Consider the following 20,889-nt stretch of genomic DNA (forward strand, 5'->3'; position numbering starts at 1 on the left):
CCTGTGAGGGAAGGGCCGGTGCATTCGCGCCGGCCGGCGGATGGAACACCGGGGACCCCTGGCGGTGTCACCGGATGGGGGCGCTTCAGTCCACCTCCACGTACAGCTCGCCGTTCTGCCCGATGGCGCCCGGGGCCAGCGACCATCCTGGGTGTTCCGGCATGAGGTAGAGCGTGCGCTTGCCTTCAGGAGAGCGCGCGGCCCCGATGAGCAGGTACCGGCGTGTCCGCTTCGCTCCGGTGAGCGTCAGCACGTCGTGCTTCACGCTCCAGGTGCCCTGGTCGTCGTCGGAGCCGAACTTCATCGCGCCCACCTGTCCGGACGCGCCCGCGAACTTGTACTGGAACTCGCGATCGGCGCCGAAGGTGTAGTCGACGCTGTAGGAGACCGCCGTCATGCTGGTGCCGCCGGTATAGGTGTTGACCCACTGGGTCGCGGAGCTGCTGCCGTAGACGAAGTGGCCCACCACCTGCGCGTCGTCCACGAGCGGCAGGCCGACAGGGCTCCCGCGCACGCCCTTCAGCGCCTCCTCCACCCGGACGTAGGACGTGTTCCAGGAGAACGAGGCCGACATGGCCTCGCCCAGGCCCCCGGGCGTCATGAAGCTCTGGATGAACACCAGCGGCTCCAGGCGGTCTCCCGCCTCCACCAGGTAGAGGCTCACCCGGAAGGTCCGGTCGTTGTTCTTCGCGCGCACCACCGCGGCGGTGAAGAAGGCGCGGGCCCCGTTGGCCACGAAGCGCCGCATCACCAGCGGGTTCGGCTTCACGTCGTTCCAGTCCGCGCCAATGCGCTCCTGCCACAGCTTCGCGAGCCGGCCCTCGGCGTCATCGAGCCCGGGCAGGGCTGGCAGCCGGAGCGCCTCCACCCCCAGGGTGTCGCCCCGATGGTCCCACTCGAGGATGAAGCGCCCGTCCTGCTGGGTCTTCCAGCCCGGAGGCGCGTCGAACGCGAAGCCTCCGGGCTCCCCGGGGCTGCCGCCTTGGGCCCTGCTCACCGCGCCGGGGGCGCCGGGCGTGGCGCTGTCGCCTCCCGCGAAGAGCCCCAGGGCCATGAGCCCCAGGGTGCCGGTGCAGCAGAACGCGCAGGCGCCTCCGACCGCGAGGAGGATCCAGACGAGGGGGCTCTTGGGACGGGCCATGATGGGGTGCCGGGAGGGATGGAGGCTCCCGTCACCTGCTTCTACGCGCTCCGGCGCCAATCTTCCCGAGCAGGCCCGCGAAGGCGTCAGCGCCCCGCGCCGGGCCCGCTCGCCCACCCGGAGCCATCAACCGCGGGACGTCCGCCTGGGTGGGTCATGGCGCGTCCGGCAGGGTGTACTGGAAGTCGTAGGAGTGCTTCCCGCCCGGCGCGATGTCGATGGTCATGGAACCGGCGAGCCCCGTGAGCTCGCCGGTTCCGGAGTCCGGCACCACCGTGATGACGAGCTGGGGCGCCCCGCGCGTCAGGGTCCCGGAGTGCTGGAGCGCGAAGGTGCCGGCGCGGCCGTCCAGCGTTCCGCTGACGCGCTCCATGGCCACGTACCCCGCGGACCCCTCCACCGGCGTCCGCACCGCGAGCATCTGTCCCTGGCTCGTGGCGTCCAGTCCGCCGTGAAAGCGTTTGTCGAGCGTCATCCGGCCCGGGGCCGCCTCCACCGCGCCCGCCTCCGGGGCCATGGGGGTGAGCTTGACGTCGAAAGGACCACTCGCGCGCTTCGTCATGGGTGCCTGCTCCCTTGCCAGATGGCCGGACAGATACGCCAGGAGCCCGCGCCTGGATTGCAAAAACGCATCACGCCCGGCGCCTTAGGACTCGCTTAAGACCTGTGCCCTACCGTCACGGTCACTCCAAGGGGGCAGGGCGCATGAGTGACCACGAACAGAACCACCACGACGGACTCCAGCAGGACCTGCGGGTGCTGGCGAAGCGCACGGACCGGCGGGAGCTGCTGCGCTGGATGGCCTTCACCAGCCTCATCCCCGTCATCGGCTGCGGGGGGACGGACTCCAGCGGCGGCAACGACGACGCGTCCGGCTGCGCGAGGATTCCGGAGGAGACGGCCGGCCCCTATCCCGGCGACGGGTCCAACGGAGCCAATGCCCTGGTGCTGTCGGGCATCGTCCGGAGCGACATCCGCTCCAGCATCGCGGGCGCGAGCGGCGTCGCGGCGGGCATCCCGCTCACCGTCACCCTCACGCTGGTGGCCAGCAATGACAGTTGCACGCCGCTCCGGGGCTACGCCATCTACCTGTGGCACTGCGACCAGGCGGGGCGCTACTCCATGTACTCGTCGGGCGTCACCCAGGAGAACTACCTGCGCGGGGTGCAGGTGACGGATGAAGAGGGCAGGGTGACCTTCACCAGCGTCTTCCCCGCCTGCTACAGCGGGCGGTGGCCGCACATCCACTTCGAAATCTACCCCTCGGTGGAGGCGACCTCCTCCTCGCGCAACAAGGTGGCCACGTCCCAGTTGGCCCTGCCCGAGGACGTCTGCGACACCGTCTATGCGACGTCCGGGTATTCGCAGAGCGTCCGCAACCTCAGCCAGGTTTCGCTCTCCAGCGACAACGTGTTCAGCGACGGCGCGTCCACGCAGTTGGCGACGGTGACGGGCAACACCACGGACGGCTACGCCGCGTCGCTGGTGGTGCCCATCCAGGTCTGACGCGGCTACTTCGCCTTCGCGGGCGCGAAGTCGAAGGGCTTGTCCTGGGCGATGAGCAGCACGCACTCGGCGTCTGGCGAGCACTGGTTGCGGTGCACCACCTTGCCGGGCTGGTCCCAGGTGCTGCCGGCCTCCACGGCGCCCGCTTCGGCGGCGCCCTCGCTGGTGTTCGTCATGCGGCCCTTCACCAGCACGCCGTGGTAGCTGGCGGAGTGGGTGTGCGGCCCGGAGTCGAACCCGGCGGGGAACTTCATCAACAGCGCGTACGGGCCCTTCTTCATGTCGCCCCAGAGCACGTGCACGGACGGGCCGCCGGGCATCATCTCCGTCCAGGCGAGCTTGTCATAGGCGGTCTGCTGGAACGCGGCGGACTCCTTGCCCCTGGCGGCGGCGAAGGTGAACGCGGAGAGGACGGCGACGGCGGCGACGAGCTTGGGCAGGGGCTTCACGGGAGGCACTCCTCGGTGGAAGGAAACGCCGGGGAGGATGGCGGCGGACGGGGGCTGCGAAAATGCCCGTTTCCGCAGGGGCCCTCTGCGAGAATGCAGGCCATGCCCGAATGGAGCGACCTGCGGCACTTCCTGGCCATCGCGAGGGAGGGGAACCTCTCCGCGGCGGCGCGGCGGTTGAAGGTGGACCCCACCACGGTGGGCCGGCGCCTGGCCGTGCTGGAGAAGGAGCTGGGGGCGCGGCTCTTCGACCGGACCCCCACGAGCCTCAAGCCCACGGCGGTGGCGCTGCGCATCCTCCCGGCCGCGGAGGCGGTGGAGGCGGAGGCGCTGCGGGTGGAGCGGCTCGCCAGCGGCGAGGACCTGCGCCCCTCCGGGCCGGTGACGGTCACCGCGACGGACTCCTTCCTGGTCCACAACGTGATGCCCTGGCTGGCCGCGTTCCAGGAGCGCCATCCGGAGATCGAGTTGCAACTGCTCTCCGGCTACGAGGCGCTCTCCCTGGTGCGGCGCGAGGCGGACGTGGCCATCCGGCTGGTCAGGCCACGGGAGGCGTCGCTGCGGGCCCGGAAGGTGGCTGCCATTGGGGTCGTGCCCTTCGCGTCGAAGGCCTATCTCTCCCGCCGGGGGCCGGTGCGCTTCGACACGGGGCTCCAGGGGCACTCGGTGGTGGGGTACGCGCAGGACTCGCGGCGCTGGCCGGAGTCGAAGTGGCTGGACGTGCACGCGGCGAAGGCCACCGTGGCGCTGCGGCTGACGTCCATCCTGGGGCTGCTCCAGGCCGCGCGCGAGGGCCTGGGCGTGGCGCTCCTGCCGGCGTTCTTCGGCCACCTGCATCCGGAGCTGGTGCCCCTGCGTGACGCCCTGCCGGAGCTGGAGCGGACCGTGTGGCTGGTGTTCCACGAGGACCTGGCCCACAACGCGCGGGTGCGCGCGGTGGTGGACTTCCTGGCGGAGACCATCGGGAGGCAGGCGGAGGCGCTCGCGAAGCCCCCGGCCAGGTCCGGGAGGAAGCGCGCGCGGTGACGGGGCCGCGTCCGCCCCGCGCCCGAGGCCTTCATTGTAAGCTTGAATTTCAAGACTTTCATGGAGATGTCTCATGAAGCCCGTCCGAGCCGCCCTGCTGTGGTCCCTCCTCACCACGACCTTCGCCGGGAGCGCCCTCGCGCAGGACCCCTCACGCACGCTGCTCATGCAGTGGCTGGCGGATCCAGATGTCTACAAGGAGAACGACGACCTGTTCTTCCTCACCGGCACGGGCAACGGGGTGGTGATTCCGCTGTATGAGTCGAACGACCTGACGACGTTCCGCTTCAAGCGCGACTACAACCCGTCCGCGGCGGATCCGACCTACGACTACTGCTTCCTGTGGGCGCCGGACCTGAGCAGGGTGGGCAGCGTCTACCAGCTCCACTTCTCCGGCCACCGGGTGCCCAACGGCGCGGCGTGTCCTCCGGCGGGGCAGGAGGTGACGACCTTCGTCGCCACGGCGCCGGACTTGAACCTGGTCTTCGGCGCGCCCCAGCCCCTCAACGCCAACACCACGTGGCCGCGCACCACCACCGGCACGGCGTGCCTGCCGCAGGGGTGCAACCGGAACATCCGCATCGACTCGGCGACGTTCGATGACGGCGTGGACCGCTGGCTCTTCTATGTCTGGTTCCAGAACGGCAACAACATCTCCTCGTTCAAGCTGGCCGCGCCCGGCACCGTCTACAACCACGCGGGCCCGGCGGTGTTCGCGACGCCGGCCTACGAGGAGGGCATCAACGAGGCGCCGGAGCTCTTCAAGCGCGACGGGCGCTACTACCTGGTCTTCAGCGGCGGTTGGTACAACAGCCAGTACGCCATGTATTACGTGATGGCGGACTCCATCCCAGAGCTCACGCGGGCGCGGGCGGTGCGGCGGCTGTCCCTGCCGTCGAAGAACTCCGCGGGCCGGCTGGTGCAGTCCCACGGCCACAACGTCATCGTCGAGCGGCGGGGCGAGTACTTCAACGTCTTCCACCAGGGCGCCTTCGACAGCGCGGGCAACCTCGCCTCGCGCAGCACGTACAGGCAGCGCGTCGCGTTCAAGCCGGATGGGGCGATGACGTCGCTCAACCAGGTGAGCGTGCGCTGGAACCGGCTCGCGGGGTACAGCTACTCGCTGGACGTCGTGTTGAAGAATGGCTCGGTGGTGGGGCCGTGCACGTCCGTGGTGCTGCTGGGGCAGGCCCACAAGACGGTGTTCGACGGCGTGTGCCGCAGCGCCGGGGACCGCGTGGTGACGAAGGGGGAGATCGCCGCGTTCCGCCTCTTCTATTCCAACAACAACGTCTGGGGGCCCTTCGTGGAGAAGGCCTATGACGGCATCTCCGACGACGTGTCCCTGGAGCTGCCCGGCGGCGTCACGCCCTTCGTGGACCTGGAGTGGAGCGAGGAGGAGACGCTGGCGCAGTACTCCATCGACGTGCAGCGGCGGGACACGGGCGCGTGGATTGGCCCGTGCATCGGCGTGGGCGCCGTGAACAAGAGCCTGTCCTGGACCTACCAGGGGCGCTGCGACACGCCAGGCATCAACGTGCCGTACTCCAACATCCAGGCCTTCCGCGTCTGCTCCGCGGTGAACGGAGACTGGGCCCATGCGCGCTGCGGCGCCGCCGCGTACGACGGGCGGGCCCTGCACTCGCGCATCAACATCCCCTGAGCCGCGGCCTGCCTCCGGACGGACGCTGTCTCCAGCGCGCGGCGTCCGTCAGCGCGGCGCGAAGCGCTTCGCGGACCGCAGCTTCGCCTTCATGGCCTCCATGTCGCGGTTGCGCGGCGGGGCAGTGGTCACCAGGGAGTCCACCAGCCGGCGCGCGGCCTCGGTGACGTCCTCGACGGCGCGGTGGAAGGCCTCCTCGTTCGCCTTGGACGGGGCGCTGGTGCCGCTCAGCTTCCGCACGAACTGCAGGGCCGCCGCCCGGACCTCCGCGTCCGACGCGGGGGGCTCGAAGTTGAACAGCGTCTTGATGCTCCGGCACATGGACGGGGCCCTCCGCGTGAAGTGCCGCCAGCGTACCCCAATCCATTGCCGCGAGAATGTGACTTGGCCCATGGGAGCCAAGATGGTTTTCTCAGGACTCCCCCTTCTCCTGGAAAGGTTTCTTCCAATGATGCGCAAGCGCTTCGCCGTTCCCGTGACGCTCTTCTCGTTGGCGCTGCTCGCCTGTGGCGGCAGCCCCGCCGCCGAGCCGCAGCCCTCCACCCCGACGCAGCAGGAGCAGGGCCTCAACGCCGTGGGCGAGGGCTGTTCGGCGGACACCGACTGCGCGACGGGCCTGTGCTGGACGGAGGCGGACTCGTACCCGATCTACAACCCGTATTGGATCCGTGCGGACCAGTGCACCGAGGAGTGCGGTGGCACGACCGACAACGCCTACTGCCAGCAGCTCGCCGCGGACTACAACGCGCCGAACCCCAGCCAGGCGCGCTGCATCCCGGCGCGGGGCGTGTATGACAACTACCCGTACGACGACATCGTCTACGTCTGCGACCTCATCCCGGCGGGGCTGGGCAAGGTCCACTGGGCGGAGTGACGGCCCGACCCACGCCGTAGGAGGGCAGGGGAGCGTGGAGGTCCGACACCCACGCTCCGCGCCACTTCTCCCGCGCGGCGGGACGGAGCAAGCTGAGCTTCGTGTCCCGGCGCTCACAGCTCCTCCTCCTGCTCGTCGTGTCCGGGCTCCTGCACGCGGCGCTCCTCTTCGCGCTGTGGCGGAGCCCGGCCGCGAACGTCCGGCGTCACGAGCCGCCGCGGGCAATCGAGCTGGAGATCGTCACCCGGGACGCACGCCCCACCCCCGAAGCGGAGCCGAGCCCTCCGCGCCCGCCCGCGCGTCCGGCGGAGCGCGAACCCTCCACGCGGGAGCGGAAGGGTGGAGCGCCGACGCCGCTGGCGGAGCGCGAGCGGAAGAAGGACGAAGCGCCAGCTCCCGCCGCCCCCGGGAAGGCCGCTCCCGAGCCGCTCGCGGAAGCTCCCGCCGAGCGCCCGTCACCTCCGCTCCGGGACGTCCCGCTCCAGTTGGAGCCCCCCGGGCTCCTGGGCGGTGGGCTCCTGAAGGGCCCTCCGTCGACGGGGCGGACGCTTCGCAACGTCCCCGGCTCGGAGCCGGACCCCAAGGCCCTGGCGGCCCGTGAGGCGGAGGAGGCGCGCCAGCGGGTGGATGGCTGGGCCCACGACGCGACCGCGTCCGCGCGGGCCACGGGCGCGACGCCTCCCTACTTCGCGAAGCTGCGCCAGGGCTTCTCCGAGCAGCTCGTGAACCCGCCGCCTCCCGACACCGAGGTGCTCGCCCGCCGGCTGAAGCGCGAGCAACTGGAGGCCATCGAGCGGTTCGGCAAGACGGGCACTCCCTTCGCGCCCCAGGAGCGCGACGTCCGCCGGGAGACGTCCGACCGGATGCGCGCGGCGGTGGAGGCCGGGCGCGCGGCGAACGTCTACATGATGGACGTCACCACCCCCATCCTGGCGCTCGTCGCCATCGTGGAGGTGCGGCAGGCGCGCGACGGCAGCCTCATCGACCTCCAGGTGCTGGAGGGCTCCGGGGACCCGAAGTTCGACCGCTGGGCGGTGTCCCAGCTCCGGGATGCGCTCGCCAGCGCGGAGCCTCCCACGGACGGCGGCGTGGGCATCCGCGAGGACGGGATGCGGACCCGCTGGCGGTTGGAGGAGTACCTCGGCAACCCCCGCGTGCGGGTCCACCTCATCTCCATCTACTGACTCACTCCGTCCCGATGCCGCCGATGCGCTCACCCGTCGCGGCGTCCAGGACGTGCAGGGCGCCCCACATCGGCACGTACACCCTGCCGCCCCGGACCCAGAGGGCCGTCATCATGGTGAGGGAGCGGGTCTCGGGCATGGGCACGTCCCAGACCACGGCGCCGGTGCGCAGGTCGCGCCGGATGAGGTACGCGCCGCCCTTCTCCAGCGCATAGACGACGTACACGGCGTCCTGGGTGATCTCCCCCACCTCCGGCGCGGTGTCCCGCAGGAGGAGCGGGTCCTTCTCCGACACGGTGTCGTGCCACAGCGGCTTGCGGTTGCCCGGCGCGTACAGCGCCACCAGGGGCACCTGCGTCCCCGGCCAGCGCGTGCCCAGCGCCAGCGTGTAGCCGCCCGTGCGGAAGAGGTACTTGGTGGAGAAGCCCCGGATGTCGGAGGGCGGGTAGCTGGAGCGCTCGCAGGAGGTGGGGTGCTCCGCCGGCCGGCTCATGTTGCACGTCTGCGGGCTCAGGGGCGGCGTGGCGCAGCCCTTCGGCGCCCGGGGCGCGGGCTTCGCCGTGGCGGTGCGCGTGTCGAAGAGCAGGTGCTGGTGGTCCACCACCTCCACCCAGACGGACGTCGTGTCCCCGGGCGGGATGCACAGCCGGCGCGGCGAGTCCGTCAGCGGCACGCGCCCCAGCCGCTTGCCGGTCTCCAGCTCCAGCAGGTTCACCGTGCGCTGCTCGCTCATCACCAGGTGGCCGTTCTGGGCGATGACCTTCGTGTGGCGGGAGGCGTCCGGCCCCTCCGAGGGCGACGACTCCCAGAGCTTCTGGAACGTCCGGCCGTCGAACGCGGCGATGAAGTGCTGGACGCCGGAGGCGCCCTCGTGCCGGCTCACGTGGCCGACGATGTCCTCCGTCCCGTCGCCGTTGACGTCCACGAACGCGGGCGCGCCCCGCTCCGCCCACTGGAGGCGCTCGGGTCCGGGCTTGGGGGGCTCGGGTGGAGGCCCGGGGACGACCGGTGGCGCGACGGAGCGGGGGACGGCGGCGGGAGGTGGGGTGGGACGGGGCTGGGTTCATCCGGGCCCCCCTTGAGGAGGGCGACCGCCGCGCCCACGCCGCCCATGACGACCATCGCCGCGACGCCCGCCACCACCATCAGGGCCTGCCGGTTCGCCTGGGCGGGGGGCGGCGGGCCAGGCCGCGCCGGGTGTGGGCCGTCCAGGTCGAAGGCGTGGCCGCAGTAGCCGCAGACGTAGTGCGTCTTCGCGGCCTGGGGCGTGAAGGGCGCGTTGCAGTGGGGACAGCGCGAAGCTCTGGGGACGGGCCGGGCCATGACTCCGGGTGTAGCACTCCGCGCACGCGAGGGGTTGAAACACGAAAGCCCCCTTCCTTCCCGCGAGGGGAGGAAGAGGGCTTGCGCGCTCACGCCGGTGTCAGGCGACGGCTACGGCACCGTGGCCTTCACGGAGACGCCCGAGTACGCGGAGTAGCCGCGCACGGAGACGTACCAGGTGCCGGACGCCGGGGCGGTGATGGTGCAGGTCTCCGCGTTGCCGCTGAGGTACGGGCGGCAGTTGTACGCGGTGGTGGTGGGCTGCGAGCCCTGGCGCACGTAGAGGTCCGCGTCACCCGTGCCGCCGGACTGCTCCACCGTCAGGGTCGTGGAGCCCGCGGGGACGGTGATGGCGTAGTGCTTCCAGGTGCCGGAGGAGCCGGAGAGGTTGGTCTGGCTCAGCAGCGTCTGCGTCGGCTGCTGCGGGGCGTTGATGGTGCTGTCGATCCAACTGGCGAAGGACGACACGCGGCCGTACATGCCCGCGTACGCCGGGTCGGCGCAGCCGTAGCCCCAGCTCACGATGCCCGCGAGCACGCGGGTGCTGCCCTTGAGGACGGTGAGGGGACCGCCGCTGTCACCCTGGCAGGAGTCCTTGCCCGGGGCCGTGGCGCCCAACTGGTCCGCGGTGATGGTCTCCTGGCCCTGGTAGTCCGCCTGCGCGTCGGCGTTGCTGATGACGTTCACGTCCACCGTCTGGAGCGTGGTGGGCAGCGAGGAGGAGCCGCTGGACAGCGTGCCCCAGCCCGTGACGCGCGCCACGGCGCCGACGCCGCCCACGCCCGCCGCCTCGTCCGCCGCGGTGACGATGGGGATGGCCTTCACGTTCGCGCCGCTCAGGTCCAGCGGCGAGGACAGCTTGAGGAGCGCCGCGTCCTTGCCGTAGTTGGCGTCCACGTAGCCCGGGTACACGACCACCTGGGACACGGTGCGGACCTGCCCGCCGGTGGTGGTGGTGCGGTTGGTGACGCCCGCCACGATGCGGCCCGGCTTGGAGATGGAGCCGCCCGAGTTCACGCAGTGCTGCGCGGTGAGGATCCAGTTCTCGTTGATGACGGAGCCGCCGCAGAAGTGGCTGCCGCCGCTGCTCTGCAGCGACACCTGCCAGGGGTTCGCCTCGATGGTGGTCGCCGTGCCGCCGACGATCTCCTGGGTGGTGGCGGCGGGAGCCGGCGTCTCCGGCTGGGCCTGCTTCTCCTCCGTGGTCTGGGGACCGCAACCGACGACCAGCAGCGACACCGCGCTGGCGGCGGTCCAGCGACGCACCATCTGAGCCGAAATCATGTGAACCCCGTTTTGATTGGTAAATATGAAGCGACGGGATTCTTGAGGAGTCCAGGACTCTTTGTAAATACCCCGGTGGGCGATTTATTGTAACTGGATAACTACTGTTATGGAGTTGGCGTGACGCGGCTATCCGGCGACGAAGGTGAAGCCCGAGGACACCTCCAGGCGGTAGCCGGGGTCCTCGAAGACCACCCGGGTGCCGGTGCCCTCCAGCATGTCCCGCACGTGGCTGACGTGGACGCGCAAGGCGTTGTCGTGCAGGCGCGGGTCGTAGGCCGCGTTCCACATGGCGCGCACGCAGTCCTCCTTCGACAGGATGCTCCCTGGCTGGCGAGCCAGCGCGTAGAGCAGCCTGCGCGGCAGGGCGCGCCGCTCCAGGGAGACGGTCTTCCCCGGGGCTCGCAGCTCATGACGGCGGGCGTCCAGCACCACCTCCTCCGGCGCTTCCGGGAGGGAGTCTGCCTTCGCGGCGGATGCTAGCGGCCGGGTCAGCTCCGCCATCAGCTCGGGGTCCAGCCCGCCCGCGGTCGCCGCGCGGGTGGCCTCTTCCAGGGCCTGCGCGGCCTCGCGGGCGCGGCCCGCGTGCCGGTGGAGCGTGGCGCGGGCCAGGTGCCCCAGCGTGTGCTCCAGCGCGAAGTCGTCACCTCGGGCCAGGGGCTCCAGCGCGGTGAGCAGCGCCGTGGCGCGCGGGGCGTCCCCGCTCCGGGCGGCGGCGAGGGCGGCGAGGGCGCGCTGGCGGGCGGCGATGCCAGGGCGCACCTCCCGGGGCTCCACGGTGATGGGCGGTGCGTCCGGCCCCGGCACGTCCAGCGTGCGCGCCACCCGGGCGGCCCGCATCAGCCCCACCACGCCGCGCGAGCGGACCTCCTCCTCCACCGCGTCCAGTTGGGCCCTTCCTTCCGCGCGCCGGCCCAGCTCCAGCAGCATGCGGCCCGCGCCCACGCGGCACAGCAGCCGGACGAAGAGGTAGCCCGCCTTCTCCGCGCGGCCCTCCGTCTCCCGCAGCGCCGCGAGCGCCGCGCCGCGCTGCCCTGACTCCGCGCGCACCCACGCCGCGATGCAGTCCAGCTCCAGCGCGAGGCGGGGGGCGCCCAACTGGCCCAGGCGCTCCCGGGCGCTGGCGAGCGCGGCGTCCGCCTCCGTGAAGCGGCCCAGCCGGCTGAGGATGCCCGCGGACATGGCCGCCACCAGGGGGCCTCGCGAGTCGAGCGGCGCGTCCTCCAGCAAGGACACGCACTGGGCCAGGGGCTCCGCCAGCTCGCTGTCGCGGCCTTCAATCCAGAGCATCAGCGCGCGGGCGTAGGCGCACCAGCCCAGCACGCGCCGGTCCCCGGTCGCGGCGGCGGCGTTGTCCAGCATGGCCAGGGACTCATCCAGCCGCCCCTGGAAGAAGCGCAGCGCGGTCCAGGCCAGCAGTTGCTGGAGGAAGACCTCCGCGCTGCTCGGCACCGGCATGGCCTCCAGCGTGCGCTCGCAGGCCTCCGGCTCCAGCGCGAAGAGGGCCACCCGCACCAGCACGGCGCCCACGCCCTCGCGCAGGGCCTCGTTCGACTCCGGCTCCGGCGCGCCGGCGGCGGCCTCCAGCGAGGCGCGCAGGGCGAGCAGCTCCGGGTAGGCCCGGCGCAAATCCAGCAGCCGCACCCGCGCGCGCGCATGGGCCAGCTTCACCTGGGGCGTGCGCAGCCCGGCGGGCAGCGAGTCCAGCAGGCCCAGCAGCTCGTCCGCGGCGCCGTGGCGCACCAGGGCTTCCGCCTGGGCGACGATGAAGGCCGCGCGCGCTTCGTGCCGGCCGAGCGCCTGGAGGTGGCGGCACACCGCGCGCACCCGGACCACGGCGGGCAGGGGCTCCCGCTCCAGGACCTCCAGCAGCGCCTCGTGGCCGGCGCGCGCCTCGTCCGGCGACAGCAGGGACACCATCGCCTCGCGCACCAGGTCGTGCACGCCGTGCCGGCCCCGCGAGTCCGTCTCCACCAGCAGCTTCGCGCCCAACCGGCGCGGCGCCGGGTCCGCCGCGTCGCCGGACAGCACCGGCCCCAGCGCGCTCGCGGTGAGCGGCAGTTGGCTCAAGGCCAGCATCGCGCACAGCCGCCGCTCGTCCGCGGGCAGCGCCGCGAGCGCCGCTCGCACGGGTTCGTCCCCGCCCGTGTCGCCCGCGTGGGCGCGGCGCAGGAGGAAGGGCAGGCCCCGCGAGCGGCCCCACGCCGCGTCGAAGCCGTCGCGCTCGCCGTAGAGCGCGTCCAGCTCCCGCCACAGCTCCTTCGCGGCCTCCTCCGGCAGGCCCTCCAGCCGCAGCTCCACCCGGTCCGGGCTGGCCGCGTGCCGGGGCACCGACTCGCGCGAGGTGGCCAGCAGCGTGCCCTGCCGCAGCCGCCCGCCCAGGTCCTCCACCAGCGCGGCGCGCTCCGGCGGCCCGAGCACGTGCAGGTCGTCCAGCACGCACAGGGCGCGGCGCGCCTCCAGCTCCGCCGCCAGCGCCTCCAGCCGGGACGCGTCCGACAGGGCCTGGGCCACGGGCGCTTCGCTCAGCAGGCGGCGCACGTCGTCCACCACCGTGTCCAGCGTGTCCCCGGGGCGCACGCGCCGGTGCACGACGGGGCCCCGGTGCTTCGCGGCCACCGCCGCCACCAGCGCGGACTTGCCCGCGCCGGGCAGCCCGTAGACGACGCCCGTGCGCACGCGCTTCAGCATGTCCCCCAGCCGGCGTACCTCGTGGGCTCGGCCCACGAAGACCGCCGGCGGTCCCAGTCCCGGAGCGGATGGCGTGCGCATGGCGCGCAGCAGTGTACGACCATCCAGGCCCCGTCCGTCACGGGTGCCTCAGGTGTCGTCCAGGCTGAGCGCGCGCAGGTGGCTGACGTCTCCCCAGGTCACCATGCGCAGGGCCCCCTCGTGGAGGTCGAACTGGTTCCAGCCCGCGTTGAGGACGGAGAAGGCGCGCGGCGCCGAGGGCGGGATGCCCAGGCAGTGGCGCAACAGGGCGCTGAGCAGGCCGCCATGGGTGACCACCACGACGCGGGCCCCCGGGTGGCGCGCGCCCAGCTCCTCCAGGCAGTGCAGCGCCAGCCGCAGGCGCTGGGAGGCGCTCTCCCCTTCGGGTACCACGTAGTCGGCGTGGCCCTCCGAGTACGCGGCGAAGACGTCCGGGTGGCGCTGGCCGGCCTCCGCGCGCGTCAGCCCTTCGAGCACGCCCAGCGCGCGCTCCCGCAGGCGCGCGTCCCGCTGGACGTCGTGGCCCGTCCGGGCCGCGATGCGGGAGGCCGTCTGCACCGCGCGGTCCAGGTCGCTGCTGTAGAGGGCCTGGAAGGGATGGGCGGCCAGCCGCGCCGCGAGCGCCTCCGCCTGCCGCAGCCCCTCACGGCTGAGCATGCTGTTCAGGTGCCCCTGCAACCGCCCCAGGGCGTTCCACTCCGTCTCCCCGTGCCGGAGCAGGATGAATTCGGTCGTCATGGCCCCAGCGTGGCGGGCGGGGTCGGGCGGAGCAAGGCGCGCGAAGTGTCAGCCCGGCGCCGCGGCCCCCTGCCTGAAGGGGCCGGCTATGCCCCTCATGCGCGGGAGGGGTGTCACGGCGTTGAAACAATACCCCGTCCGGCGTGAGGGGCCGCGCGCACTCCGTGGCGGGGGGCGGCGGGGACCTGTCTGGACGTCGGCCCCGGGGGACGGGGTGTTCGCCCGGTGGCCCACGCTTCCCCAGAATCCTGGTTCTACAGCACTCTCGGACAGCTTCAGCCTCACTGGACGCGCGTCCACTTTGTTCAGGGCTTCGAGTCTGGGCGTGCCCTTCGCACTGCGTATGCGGGGGGACGGCGGATCTCCCGTGCACGCCGGGCTTCAGGGGGTGAGTGAGATGAAACACGGTCAGGGTCTGGAAGCGATGAGCCTGGAGTTGGGGGTTCGGGAAACCCCGGAGCATGCGCCGCGGAGGACCCACCGCTTCGGCTGGCTGCGGATGCTGGGCGTGGACGCGGTCCTCATCGCCGGCTCGCTGGTCGCCGCCACGATGCTGCACTTCGCGGACGGGCTGTCGCCGGCCTGCAGGGCTGTCCTGCCCCGGGCCGTGGCGCTCCTGGTCGCGGTGCGCCTGGTGACGCTCGTCTGGTTGGGGCTGCACCGCTGGTCCTTCCACCGCTCCGGCATCCACGAGGCGGTCCGGCTGGAGCTGGCCAGCCTCGCGGGCACCATCGTGTTCGAGCTGCTGCGCGCCATCTTCTTCATGGAGTCGCTGCCGGGGCAGGTGGTCGCGCTGGAGTTCTTCATCACCACCACGCTCCTGGGCTTTCACCGCTTCGCGCCGCGCATGGCCCGGCAGTGGTACCTGGACCGGCAGCGCGCGAAGGCGCAGGGCTCCCAGCGCACGCTCATCGTGGGCGCGGGCAGCGCCGGGGACCTGCTCCTGCGCGACCTGCTGAGGGACCGCAAGAGCCCGTGGCACGTCATCGGGCTGGTGGATGACGACCCGGGCAAGCAGGGCACCTTCCTCAACGGCAAGCCGGTGCTCGGCGTGCTGGACGCGCTGCCGGAGCTGATGCGGAAGCACCGGGTGACGCAGGTGCTCATCGCCATCCCCCGGCTGTCCCCGGAGCGCACCCGGCACCTCTTGAGCCTGTGCCGGCACCAGAGCGTCAGCTTCAAGATCATCCCGGCCTCGTTCGCCTACCTGGACCAGAAGATCACCGCCGCCATGCTGCACGACCTGGCCCCGGAGCACCTGCTGCCCCGGGACGCCATCTCGTTCGACCATCAGGAGGTGCACCGGCTGGTGACGGGCCGCCGCATCCTCGTCACCGGCGGCGCGGGCTCCATCGGCAGTGAAATCGTCCGGCAGGTCGCGGGGCACTCGCCCGCGTCGCTGGTGGTGGTGGACATCAACGAGAACGAGCTCTACCTGCTGGTGCGCCAGCTCCAGGCGCGCTACCCGCACGTGCCGGTGCACTCCGTGGTGGCGGACATCCGCGACCTGGACCGGATGTTGCGCATTGGCCAGGAGTTCGCGCCGCAGTACGTCTTCCACGCGGCCGCGCACAAGCACGTGCCCCTGATGGAGGACGCGCCGGAGGAGGCCATCAAGAACAACGTCTTCGGCACGCAGAACGTGGCGCGCATGGCGGACGCGTGCGGCGCGGAGCGCTTCATCCTCATCTCCACCGACAAGGCGGTGAAGCCCTCGTCGGTGATGGGGGCCTCCAAGCGGCTGGCGGAGATGGTCATCCGGGACATCGCCGTGACGTCGCGCACCACCTTCTGCGCCGTCCGCTTCGGCAACGTGCTGGGGTCCGCGGGCAGCGTGGTGCCGCTCTTCAAGCAGCAGATCCAAGCGGGCGGCCCCGTCACGGTCACCCACCCGGACTGCACCCGCTACTTCATGATCATCCCGGAGGCGGTGGGCCTGGTGGTGCTGGCCGGCCTGGGCGGCTACGGCGAGCTGTGCATCCTGGACATGGGCGCGCCGGTCCGCATCGCGGAGCTGGCCGCGAACATGATCACCATGACGGGCCTGGTGCCGGACAAGGACATCGCCATCGTCTACACGGGGCTGCGCCCGGGGGAGAAGCTGGAGGAGGTGCTCATGTCCGAGGAGGAGGAGCTCACCCAGCAGGTGCGCAACCGCATCAAGGTGGCGAAGAGCCCCGCGCCGCCCGCGGACTTCCAGATCCAGCTCAAGCGCCTGGACCGCGCGGCCCGCGCCGGTGACTCCCACGACGTGAAGCGCGCCCTCCAGGAGCTCATCCCCGCGTACACCCCGTCGAAGATGCCGGCGACGGTGGCGAAGGTGCTGCCCGTCTTCGCCCCCGTGAAGCCGTCCGCGGCGGAGCAGAACGTCAGCGCCTGAACCCCACGCGGCCCCGGCCGTCCACGCGAAGCCCCGGTCTCCCGTGCCCCCTTCCGGGCGGGAGGCCGGGGCTTTTCGTCAGGGGCGGAGAGGCGAGCGGTAGGCCGGAAAGAAGCCGTTGGCGGCGCGGCCCTCCGACAGCGTGGCGTACACCGCCGCGTCGCAGACGATTTCGTGCGTGTGGATGCGCCCGCTGGCGTTGGAGAAGCCGCGCTTGAAGTCCTCCAGGCCGTCCCCCGGCGTGAGCCCGCCCCCCAGGTGGAGCGGGAGCCCCAGCCGCTGGCTCAGGGAGATCATCTCCCCGAAGACGTTCTTCGCCGGGGAGCGCCCCAGGTGCGCGTCCGCCGTGCCGCCCAGGTAGTAGTGCAGGAGCCCGTCACTGCGGACCACCAGGGCCGCGGACGCGACCGTCCCGTCCGGCGCGCGCGCCGTCGCGAGCCAGGCCTCCGGGGACGCGAACAGCTCCTCGAAGTACGCGTCGGAGAAGAAGTACCGGTGGCACGCCCGGTCCCGCACCATGGTCTGCCGGTACACGTCGCGAAACCCCGCGCGCTCCTCGGGGGGCGCGTCCCGGGCCGCGCACACCGTGCTCACGAACCCCAGCCGGACGTTTCGCCGCATGTGCCGGCGGTGCATCTCCCGGGGTGTGAGCAGGCGGCAAGGGTCCACGAAGAAGACCTCGTTGCGCGCCGTGCCTCCCGTGAAACAGCGCGGTCCCTGAACCCGCTCCCTCACGAAGATGCTGACCAGCTCCGTGCTCCGCCAATCCACGGCAGGTGCAGGCACCTCGCTCAACCCGTTCAGCTCACCGCCCGGAAAGCCATAGGGGGAGATGGCGTCGCGATACGGAGTCCCCTCAATCGCTCGCACGATGAGTGGCACGTGTAACATCCCGCCTGTATCGTTTTTGACGACCAGCGTATGGGTGACCTGCTCGGCGCGTAGGTGATGCCCGGAGCGGAAGTACTGCCCGGAGAGCGCCGAGGCTCCCGCGTCGGGAACCAGCATGGCGCTCGCCTGCCCTGCCCTCGTCATACATCCCCCACCCCTGATGACACACATGCCGGCTCAGGCGGACAGGCCCACGGGGCGCCGGTCTGAAGACTCACGGACAGTCATCATTTTCTTTTTGTCTAATCACAAAGGAATTACGTGTGCCGCCAAATGCTTTTGGCGTCCTGTGAACGCACTCCGGCGTTCCCACAACAGGGTAGCCCAACGGCTTGCCGGCTGGAGCTACCCCACAGGACCCCCCTGATGTTGGAACCTCGTCGCAACTCTGGTCGTGCCCTGTCGTCCCTGTTGTCGCTTGCCCTGCTGGTGGGTGGTGCCTGCGGCCCCAACCCCGAGCAGGACGCGGCCAGCACGGCCAGTCCCAACGGAGACAACACCCCGGACAGCACCGACATCCCCGCCCCTGGCGAGGAGGAGACGCTCGCTCCCTCTTCCCCCGAGGAGATCGCGGCGGCCCCCTCCGAGCCGGGGAGCGAGGCTGCTCCCTCCACCCCGGAGGCGGACGCCCCTGCTTCCGCGGAAGTGCCCGCGCCCTCCACTGGAGAGGAGGGGCTCGGCTCGAGCGCCCAGGCCGCCGTCAGCCTGCGCACCGTCGCGGGTTGGGAGACGCTCTTCCTGAACCGCTGGAATTCGGAGCACACCTCCAGCTTCCTGCCCATGAGCAAGTCGCTGGATAGCTGGCAGTTCTACAACCTGGCCTACGGCATCGACGGCAACACCGCGATGTATCGCGCCACGGGCAAGACGCAGTACATGGACCGGGCGCTGCTGTATGTGAACAACGTGGTCAACAACGCGAAGGTCTCCTCTTCGCTGCCCCGCAGCCAGTTCAAGGACAGCTACATGGGCTGGGCGTCCGCCCGCTCGGACACGCTGGGCCAGGAGGTCCCCCTGTTCGAGAGCTACTGCTGGCGCTACGTGACGCGCATGCTGCGCACCATCCGTGAGACGCCCGCGCTCTACGGCAACGCCACGTACAAGGCGCAGTACGACAAGCTGCTGGCGTTCACCGAGCGCAACATGTTCGAGAAGTGGCTCAAGCGCGGCGCGAACAGCTACATCTACCGCGTCAACACGCACATGGCGTCGCACTGGGCGTACATCTCCATGGACCTGTCCATGATGACGACGGACGCCACGAAGAAGGCGCAGTACCTGACCGTCTTCAACAACATCAACCGTGACATGCCGAACAACACCTCGTCGCTGCGCGGTCAGTTGATGACCAGCCCGGTGAACGCCAACGCGTACTTCTGGGCCGCCGAGTGGGGCTCCAAGAAGCGTCCGGGCCAGGACGTGGCGCACGGCAACGGCGTGATGGCCTACCTCGTGGAAGCCCACGACGCGGGCATGGAGTGGACGGACGCGGACATGCGCAAGTTCGTGGTCACCCTGAACAACGTCATCTGGCCGTCCGCCAAGAAGTACGCCAACTACGTGGACGGCACGGGCAGCGGCACGGGCTGGTTCAATGACGGCCTGATGAAGCTGGGCCGCTACAACGCCACCCTCCAGCAGCGTCTGGAGACCCACACCGTGGGCAACAACACGCAGTACTACGGCAACGGCGCGCTCAACGCGAAGCTGCTGGGCGCGGGTTCGGCGCTCTAGTCCGAATTCCACGATGCGGAACAGACACCCCCTCCTCCCGCCCGAGCGCGCGGGAGGAGGGAGTGTGCGAACGCTCCAGGCAATGCCGGGGTTGCGTATGCCCGGTCCTGCCTGGAGTCTTCGCATGTCCTCCCGCATCTACCTGTCCTCGCCCCACCTGGGCACGCTCGAGCGCGGCTACGTCGATGACGCGTTCGCGAGCAACTGGATTGCCCCCCTGGGGCCCCATGTCGATGCCTTCCAGGAGGAGTTCGCCCGGTGCGTGGGCACGCCGCACGCGCTGGCGCTGAGCTCCGGGACGGCCGCGCTCCACCTGGCGCTCCAACTGGTGGGCGTGGGGCCCGGCGACGACGTGCTGGTGAGCACGCTCACCTTCTCCGCGTCGGTGAACCCCATCCGCTACCTGGGCGCCAGCCCCGTCTTCATCGACAGTGAGCGCACGTCCTGGAACATGGACCCCGCGCTGCTGGAGGAGGAGCTGGCGATGCGGGCCCGCCTGGGCCGGCTGCCCCGCGCCGTGGTGGTGGTGCACCTGTACGGCCAGAGCGCGGACCTGGAGCCGCTGATGGCCGCCTGCGACCGCTACGGCGTGCCGGTGGTGGAGGACGCGGCGGAGGCCCTGGGCAGCACCTACAAGGGGCGGACCCCCGGCACGGTGGGCCGCGTGGGCATCTATTCGTTCAACGGCAACAAGATCCTCACCACGTCCGGCGGCGGGATGCTGGTGTCCGCGGACGGGGAACTGGTGCGGCACGCCCTCAAGCTGGCCACGCAGGCGCGCGACGCGGCGCCGCACTACCAGCACTCGGAGATTGGCTACAACTACCGGATGAGCAACGTGCTGGCCGCCATCGGGCGGGGGCAGTTGCACGTGCTGGAGGACCGGGTGGCCGCGCGCCGCGCGAACCACGCCTTCTACGCGGAGGCCTTCCGGGACCTGCCGGGCATCGAGTTCATGCCGGAGGCCCCGTGGGGCCGGCACACGCGCTGGCTGACGACGCTCACCATCGACCCGGAGGCGTTCGGCGCGGACCGGGAGGCGGTGCGCACCGCGCTGGAGCGGGAGGACATCGAGGCGCGGCCGGTGTGGAAGCCCATGCACCTGCAGCCCGTCTTCGCGGGCTTCGCGCGGCGGCGGGGCAGCGTGGCGGAGGACCTGTTCCGCCACGGCCTGTGCCTGCCGTCCGGCTCCAACCTCACGCGCCAGGAGCTCGAGCGGGTGGTGGAGGTGGTCCGCGCCGTTCCCCGGCGACAGGGGCTGCGGACGGCGGGCTGACGGGGGCCTGCTCCTGCTGCCGGAGCGCCATGACCCTGGCCTCCGGCTGCGGGGTGCCCATGAACTTGTGCATGGTGGCCTCGCTCGCGAAGGAGATGCCCTGGCGCTGCAGCACGCGCACCACCGTGAGCAGCAGCACCTTCAGGTCCAGCGCCAGGCTCCAGTGGTCCACGTACCAGACGTCCTGGCGGAAGCGCTCCTCCCAGGAGAGCGCGTTGCGGCCGTTGACCTGCGCCCAGCCGGTGATGCCGGGCAGCACGTCGTGGCGCCGCGCCTGCTCCGCGGAGTAGCGCGGCAGGTACTCCACGAGCAGCGGGCGGGGCCCCACGAGGCTCATGTCGCCCCGGAGCACGTTCCACAACTGCGGCAGCTCGTCCAGGCTGGTGGAGCGCAAGAGCCGCCCGGCCCAGGTGAGGCGCTGCTCGTCCGGCAGCGCCTGGCCGTTCGCGTCCGTGGCCTCCAGCATCGTGCGGAACTTGAGGACGGTGAAGAGCTGGCCGTGCTTCCCCGGGCGCCGCTGCCGGAACAGGACGGGGCCCCCCAGGGTCAGGCGGACGAACAGTCCCGTGGCGGCCATCACCGGGGAAAGGCATAGCAATCCCAGACCCGCCGCCACCACGTCGATGCACCGCTTGAGGAACAACCCGGTTCCTGCCTGTCTTTGCATGGGGACGCCGCTCCTTGAAGCCAGAGACGCTAGAAGTCCTC

General features: G+C 71.3%; 18 protein-coding genes. 8 read left to right on the forward strand and 10 right to left on the reverse strand.

What is annotated here, in order from left to right; genetic code table 11:
- Window positions 1–85: 85 nt before the first annotated feature.
- A complete protein-coding gene (locus tag K8556_RS05525) occupies window positions 86–1,141 on the reverse strand; it encodes a hypothetical protein (RefSeq protein ID WP_223738956.1) in 1,056 nt (351 codons plus the stop codon).
- A gap of 154 nt (window positions 1,142–1,295) precedes the next feature.
- Entirely contained in the window at window positions 1,296–1,703 is a 408-nt protein-coding gene (locus tag K8556_RS05530; RefSeq protein ID WP_223738957.1) for a DUF3224 domain-containing protein, read from the reverse strand.
- Between the two features lie 143 nt (window positions 1,704–1,846).
- On the opposite strand from K8556_RS05530, the gene K8556_RS05535 reads away from it, so the two are divergent.
- On the forward strand, window positions 1,847–2,647 hold the full coding sequence (locus tag K8556_RS05535; protein WP_223738958.1) for an intradiol ring-cleavage dioxygenase: 801 nt from the start codon (window positions 1,847–1,849) through the stop codon (window positions 2,645–2,647).
- A 5-nt stretch (window positions 2,648–2,652) separates the two neighbouring features.
- Here K8556_RS05535 and K8556_RS05540 read toward each other — a convergent pair whose 3' ends face one another.
- Window positions 2,653–3,096 (reverse strand): DUF4437 domain-containing protein, encoded by a 444-nt coding sequence (locus tag K8556_RS05540; protein ID WP_223738959.1) that lies wholly within the window; start codon window positions 3,094–3,096, stop codon window positions 2,653–2,655.
- A gap of 102 nt (window positions 3,097–3,198) precedes the next feature.
- On the opposite strand from K8556_RS05540, the gene K8556_RS05545 reads away from it, so the two are divergent.
- Both K8556_RS05545 and K8556_RS05550 read left to right on the forward strand, forming a co-directional pair.
- Window positions 3,199–4,122 carry a LysR family transcriptional regulator gene (locus K8556_RS05545; RefSeq protein ID WP_223738960.1) on the forward strand — a complete coding sequence of 308 codons (924 nt, stop codon included), beginning with the start codon at window positions 3,199–3,201 and terminating at the stop codon, window positions 4,120–4,122.
- 73 nt (window positions 4,123–4,195) lie between these two features.
- Entirely contained in the window at window positions 4,196–5,785 is a 1,590-nt protein-coding gene (locus tag K8556_RS05550; RefSeq protein WP_223738961.1) for a glycoside hydrolase family 43 protein, read from the forward strand.
- A 48-nt stretch (window positions 5,786–5,833) separates the two neighbouring features.
- Here the strand turns inward: K8556_RS05550 and K8556_RS05555 are convergent, their stop codons facing one another.
- Window positions 5,834–6,106 (reverse strand): DUF2277 domain-containing protein, encoded by a 273-nt coding sequence (locus tag K8556_RS05555; protein ID WP_223738962.1) that lies wholly within the window; start codon window positions 6,104–6,106, stop codon window positions 5,834–5,836.
- Window positions 6,107–6,233: 127 nt separating this feature from the next.
- Here K8556_RS05555 and K8556_RS05560 point away from each other — a divergent pair, with 127 nt between their 5' ends.
- Complete coding sequence (locus K8556_RS05560; protein ID WP_223738963.1) at window positions 6,234–6,659, forward strand: hypothetical protein; 426 nt, start codon at window positions 6,234–6,236, stop codon at window positions 6,657–6,659.
- A 101-nt stretch (window positions 6,660–6,760) separates the two neighbouring features.
- Window positions 6,761–7,843, forward strand: a complete 1,083-nt coding sequence (locus K8556_RS05565) for a TonB C-terminal domain-containing protein (RefSeq protein ID WP_223738964.1) — start codon at window positions 6,761–6,763, stop codon at window positions 7,841–7,843.
- Window position 7,844: 1 nt separating this feature from the next.
- On the opposite strand, the gene K8556_RS05570 is transcribed toward K8556_RS05565, so the two are convergent.
- The 4 genes from K8556_RS05570 to K8556_RS05585 form a co-directional block, all read right to left on the reverse strand.
- Window positions 7,845–8,768, reverse strand: coding sequence for a PQQ-binding-like beta-propeller repeat protein (locus K8556_RS05570; protein WP_223738965.1), 924 nt, complete (start codon window positions 8,766–8,768; stop codon window positions 7,845–7,847).
- 509 nt (window positions 8,769–9,277) lie between these two features.
- Window positions 9,278–10,435, reverse strand: coding sequence for a trypsin-like serine protease (locus K8556_RS05575; RefSeq protein WP_304503936.1), 1,158 nt, complete (start codon window positions 10,433–10,435; stop codon window positions 9,278–9,280).
- 144 nt (window positions 10,436–10,579) lie between these two features.
- Window positions 10,580–13,222, reverse strand: a complete 2,643-nt coding sequence (locus K8556_RS05580; protein ID WP_223738967.1) for an AAA family ATPase — start codon at window positions 13,220–13,222, stop codon at window positions 10,580–10,582.
- 48 nt (window positions 13,223–13,270) lie between these two features.
- The gene (locus tag K8556_RS05585; RefSeq protein ID WP_223738968.1) at window positions 13,271–13,900 is read right to left on the reverse strand and encodes a histidine phosphatase family protein; all 630 of its coding nucleotides are present in this window, start codon (window positions 13,898–13,900) and stop codon (window positions 13,271–13,273) included.
- 397 nt (window positions 13,901–14,297) lie between these two features.
- Between K8556_RS05585 and K8556_RS05590 the strand changes: the two genes are divergently transcribed.
- The gene (locus tag K8556_RS05590) at window positions 14,298–16,280 is read left to right on the forward strand and encodes a nucleoside-diphosphate sugar epimerase/dehydratase (protein ID WP_223738969.1); all 1,983 of its coding nucleotides are present in this window, start codon (window positions 14,298–14,300) and stop codon (window positions 16,278–16,280) included.
- Window positions 16,281–16,358: 78 nt separating this feature from the next.
- On the opposite strand, the gene K8556_RS39705 is transcribed toward K8556_RS05590, so the two are convergent.
- A complete protein-coding gene (locus K8556_RS39705) occupies window positions 16,359–17,342 on the reverse strand; it encodes a GNAT family N-acetyltransferase (protein WP_370639888.1) in 984 nt (327 codons plus the stop codon).
- Between the two features lie 195 nt (window positions 17,343–17,537).
- On the opposite strand from K8556_RS39705, the gene K8556_RS05600 reads away from it, so the two are divergent.
- A complete protein-coding gene (locus tag K8556_RS05600; protein ID WP_223738971.1) occupies window positions 17,538–18,905 on the forward strand; it encodes a hypothetical protein in 1,368 nt (455 codons plus the stop codon).
- Window positions 18,906–19,029: 124 nt separating this feature from the next.
- Window positions 19,030–20,181, forward strand: a complete 1,152-nt coding sequence (locus tag K8556_RS05605; RefSeq protein ID WP_223738972.1) for an aminotransferase class I/II-fold pyridoxal phosphate-dependent enzyme — start codon at window positions 19,030–19,032, stop codon at window positions 20,179–20,181.
- Here the strand turns inward: K8556_RS05605 and K8556_RS05610 are convergent.
- Window positions 20,102–20,848, reverse strand: a complete 747-nt coding sequence (locus tag K8556_RS05610; RefSeq protein ID WP_304503937.1) for a sugar transferase — start codon at window positions 20,846–20,848, stop codon at window positions 20,102–20,104. The genes K8556_RS05605 and K8556_RS05610 overlap by 80 nt on opposite strands.
- Between the last annotated feature and the right edge of the window lie 41 nt (window positions 20,849–20,889).

Origin of the sequence: Corallococcus sp. AS-1-12, from assembly GCF_020036995.1 — a bacterium.
Taxonomy (GTDB): Bacteria; Myxococcota; Myxococcia; order Myxococcales; family Myxococcaceae; genus Corallococcus.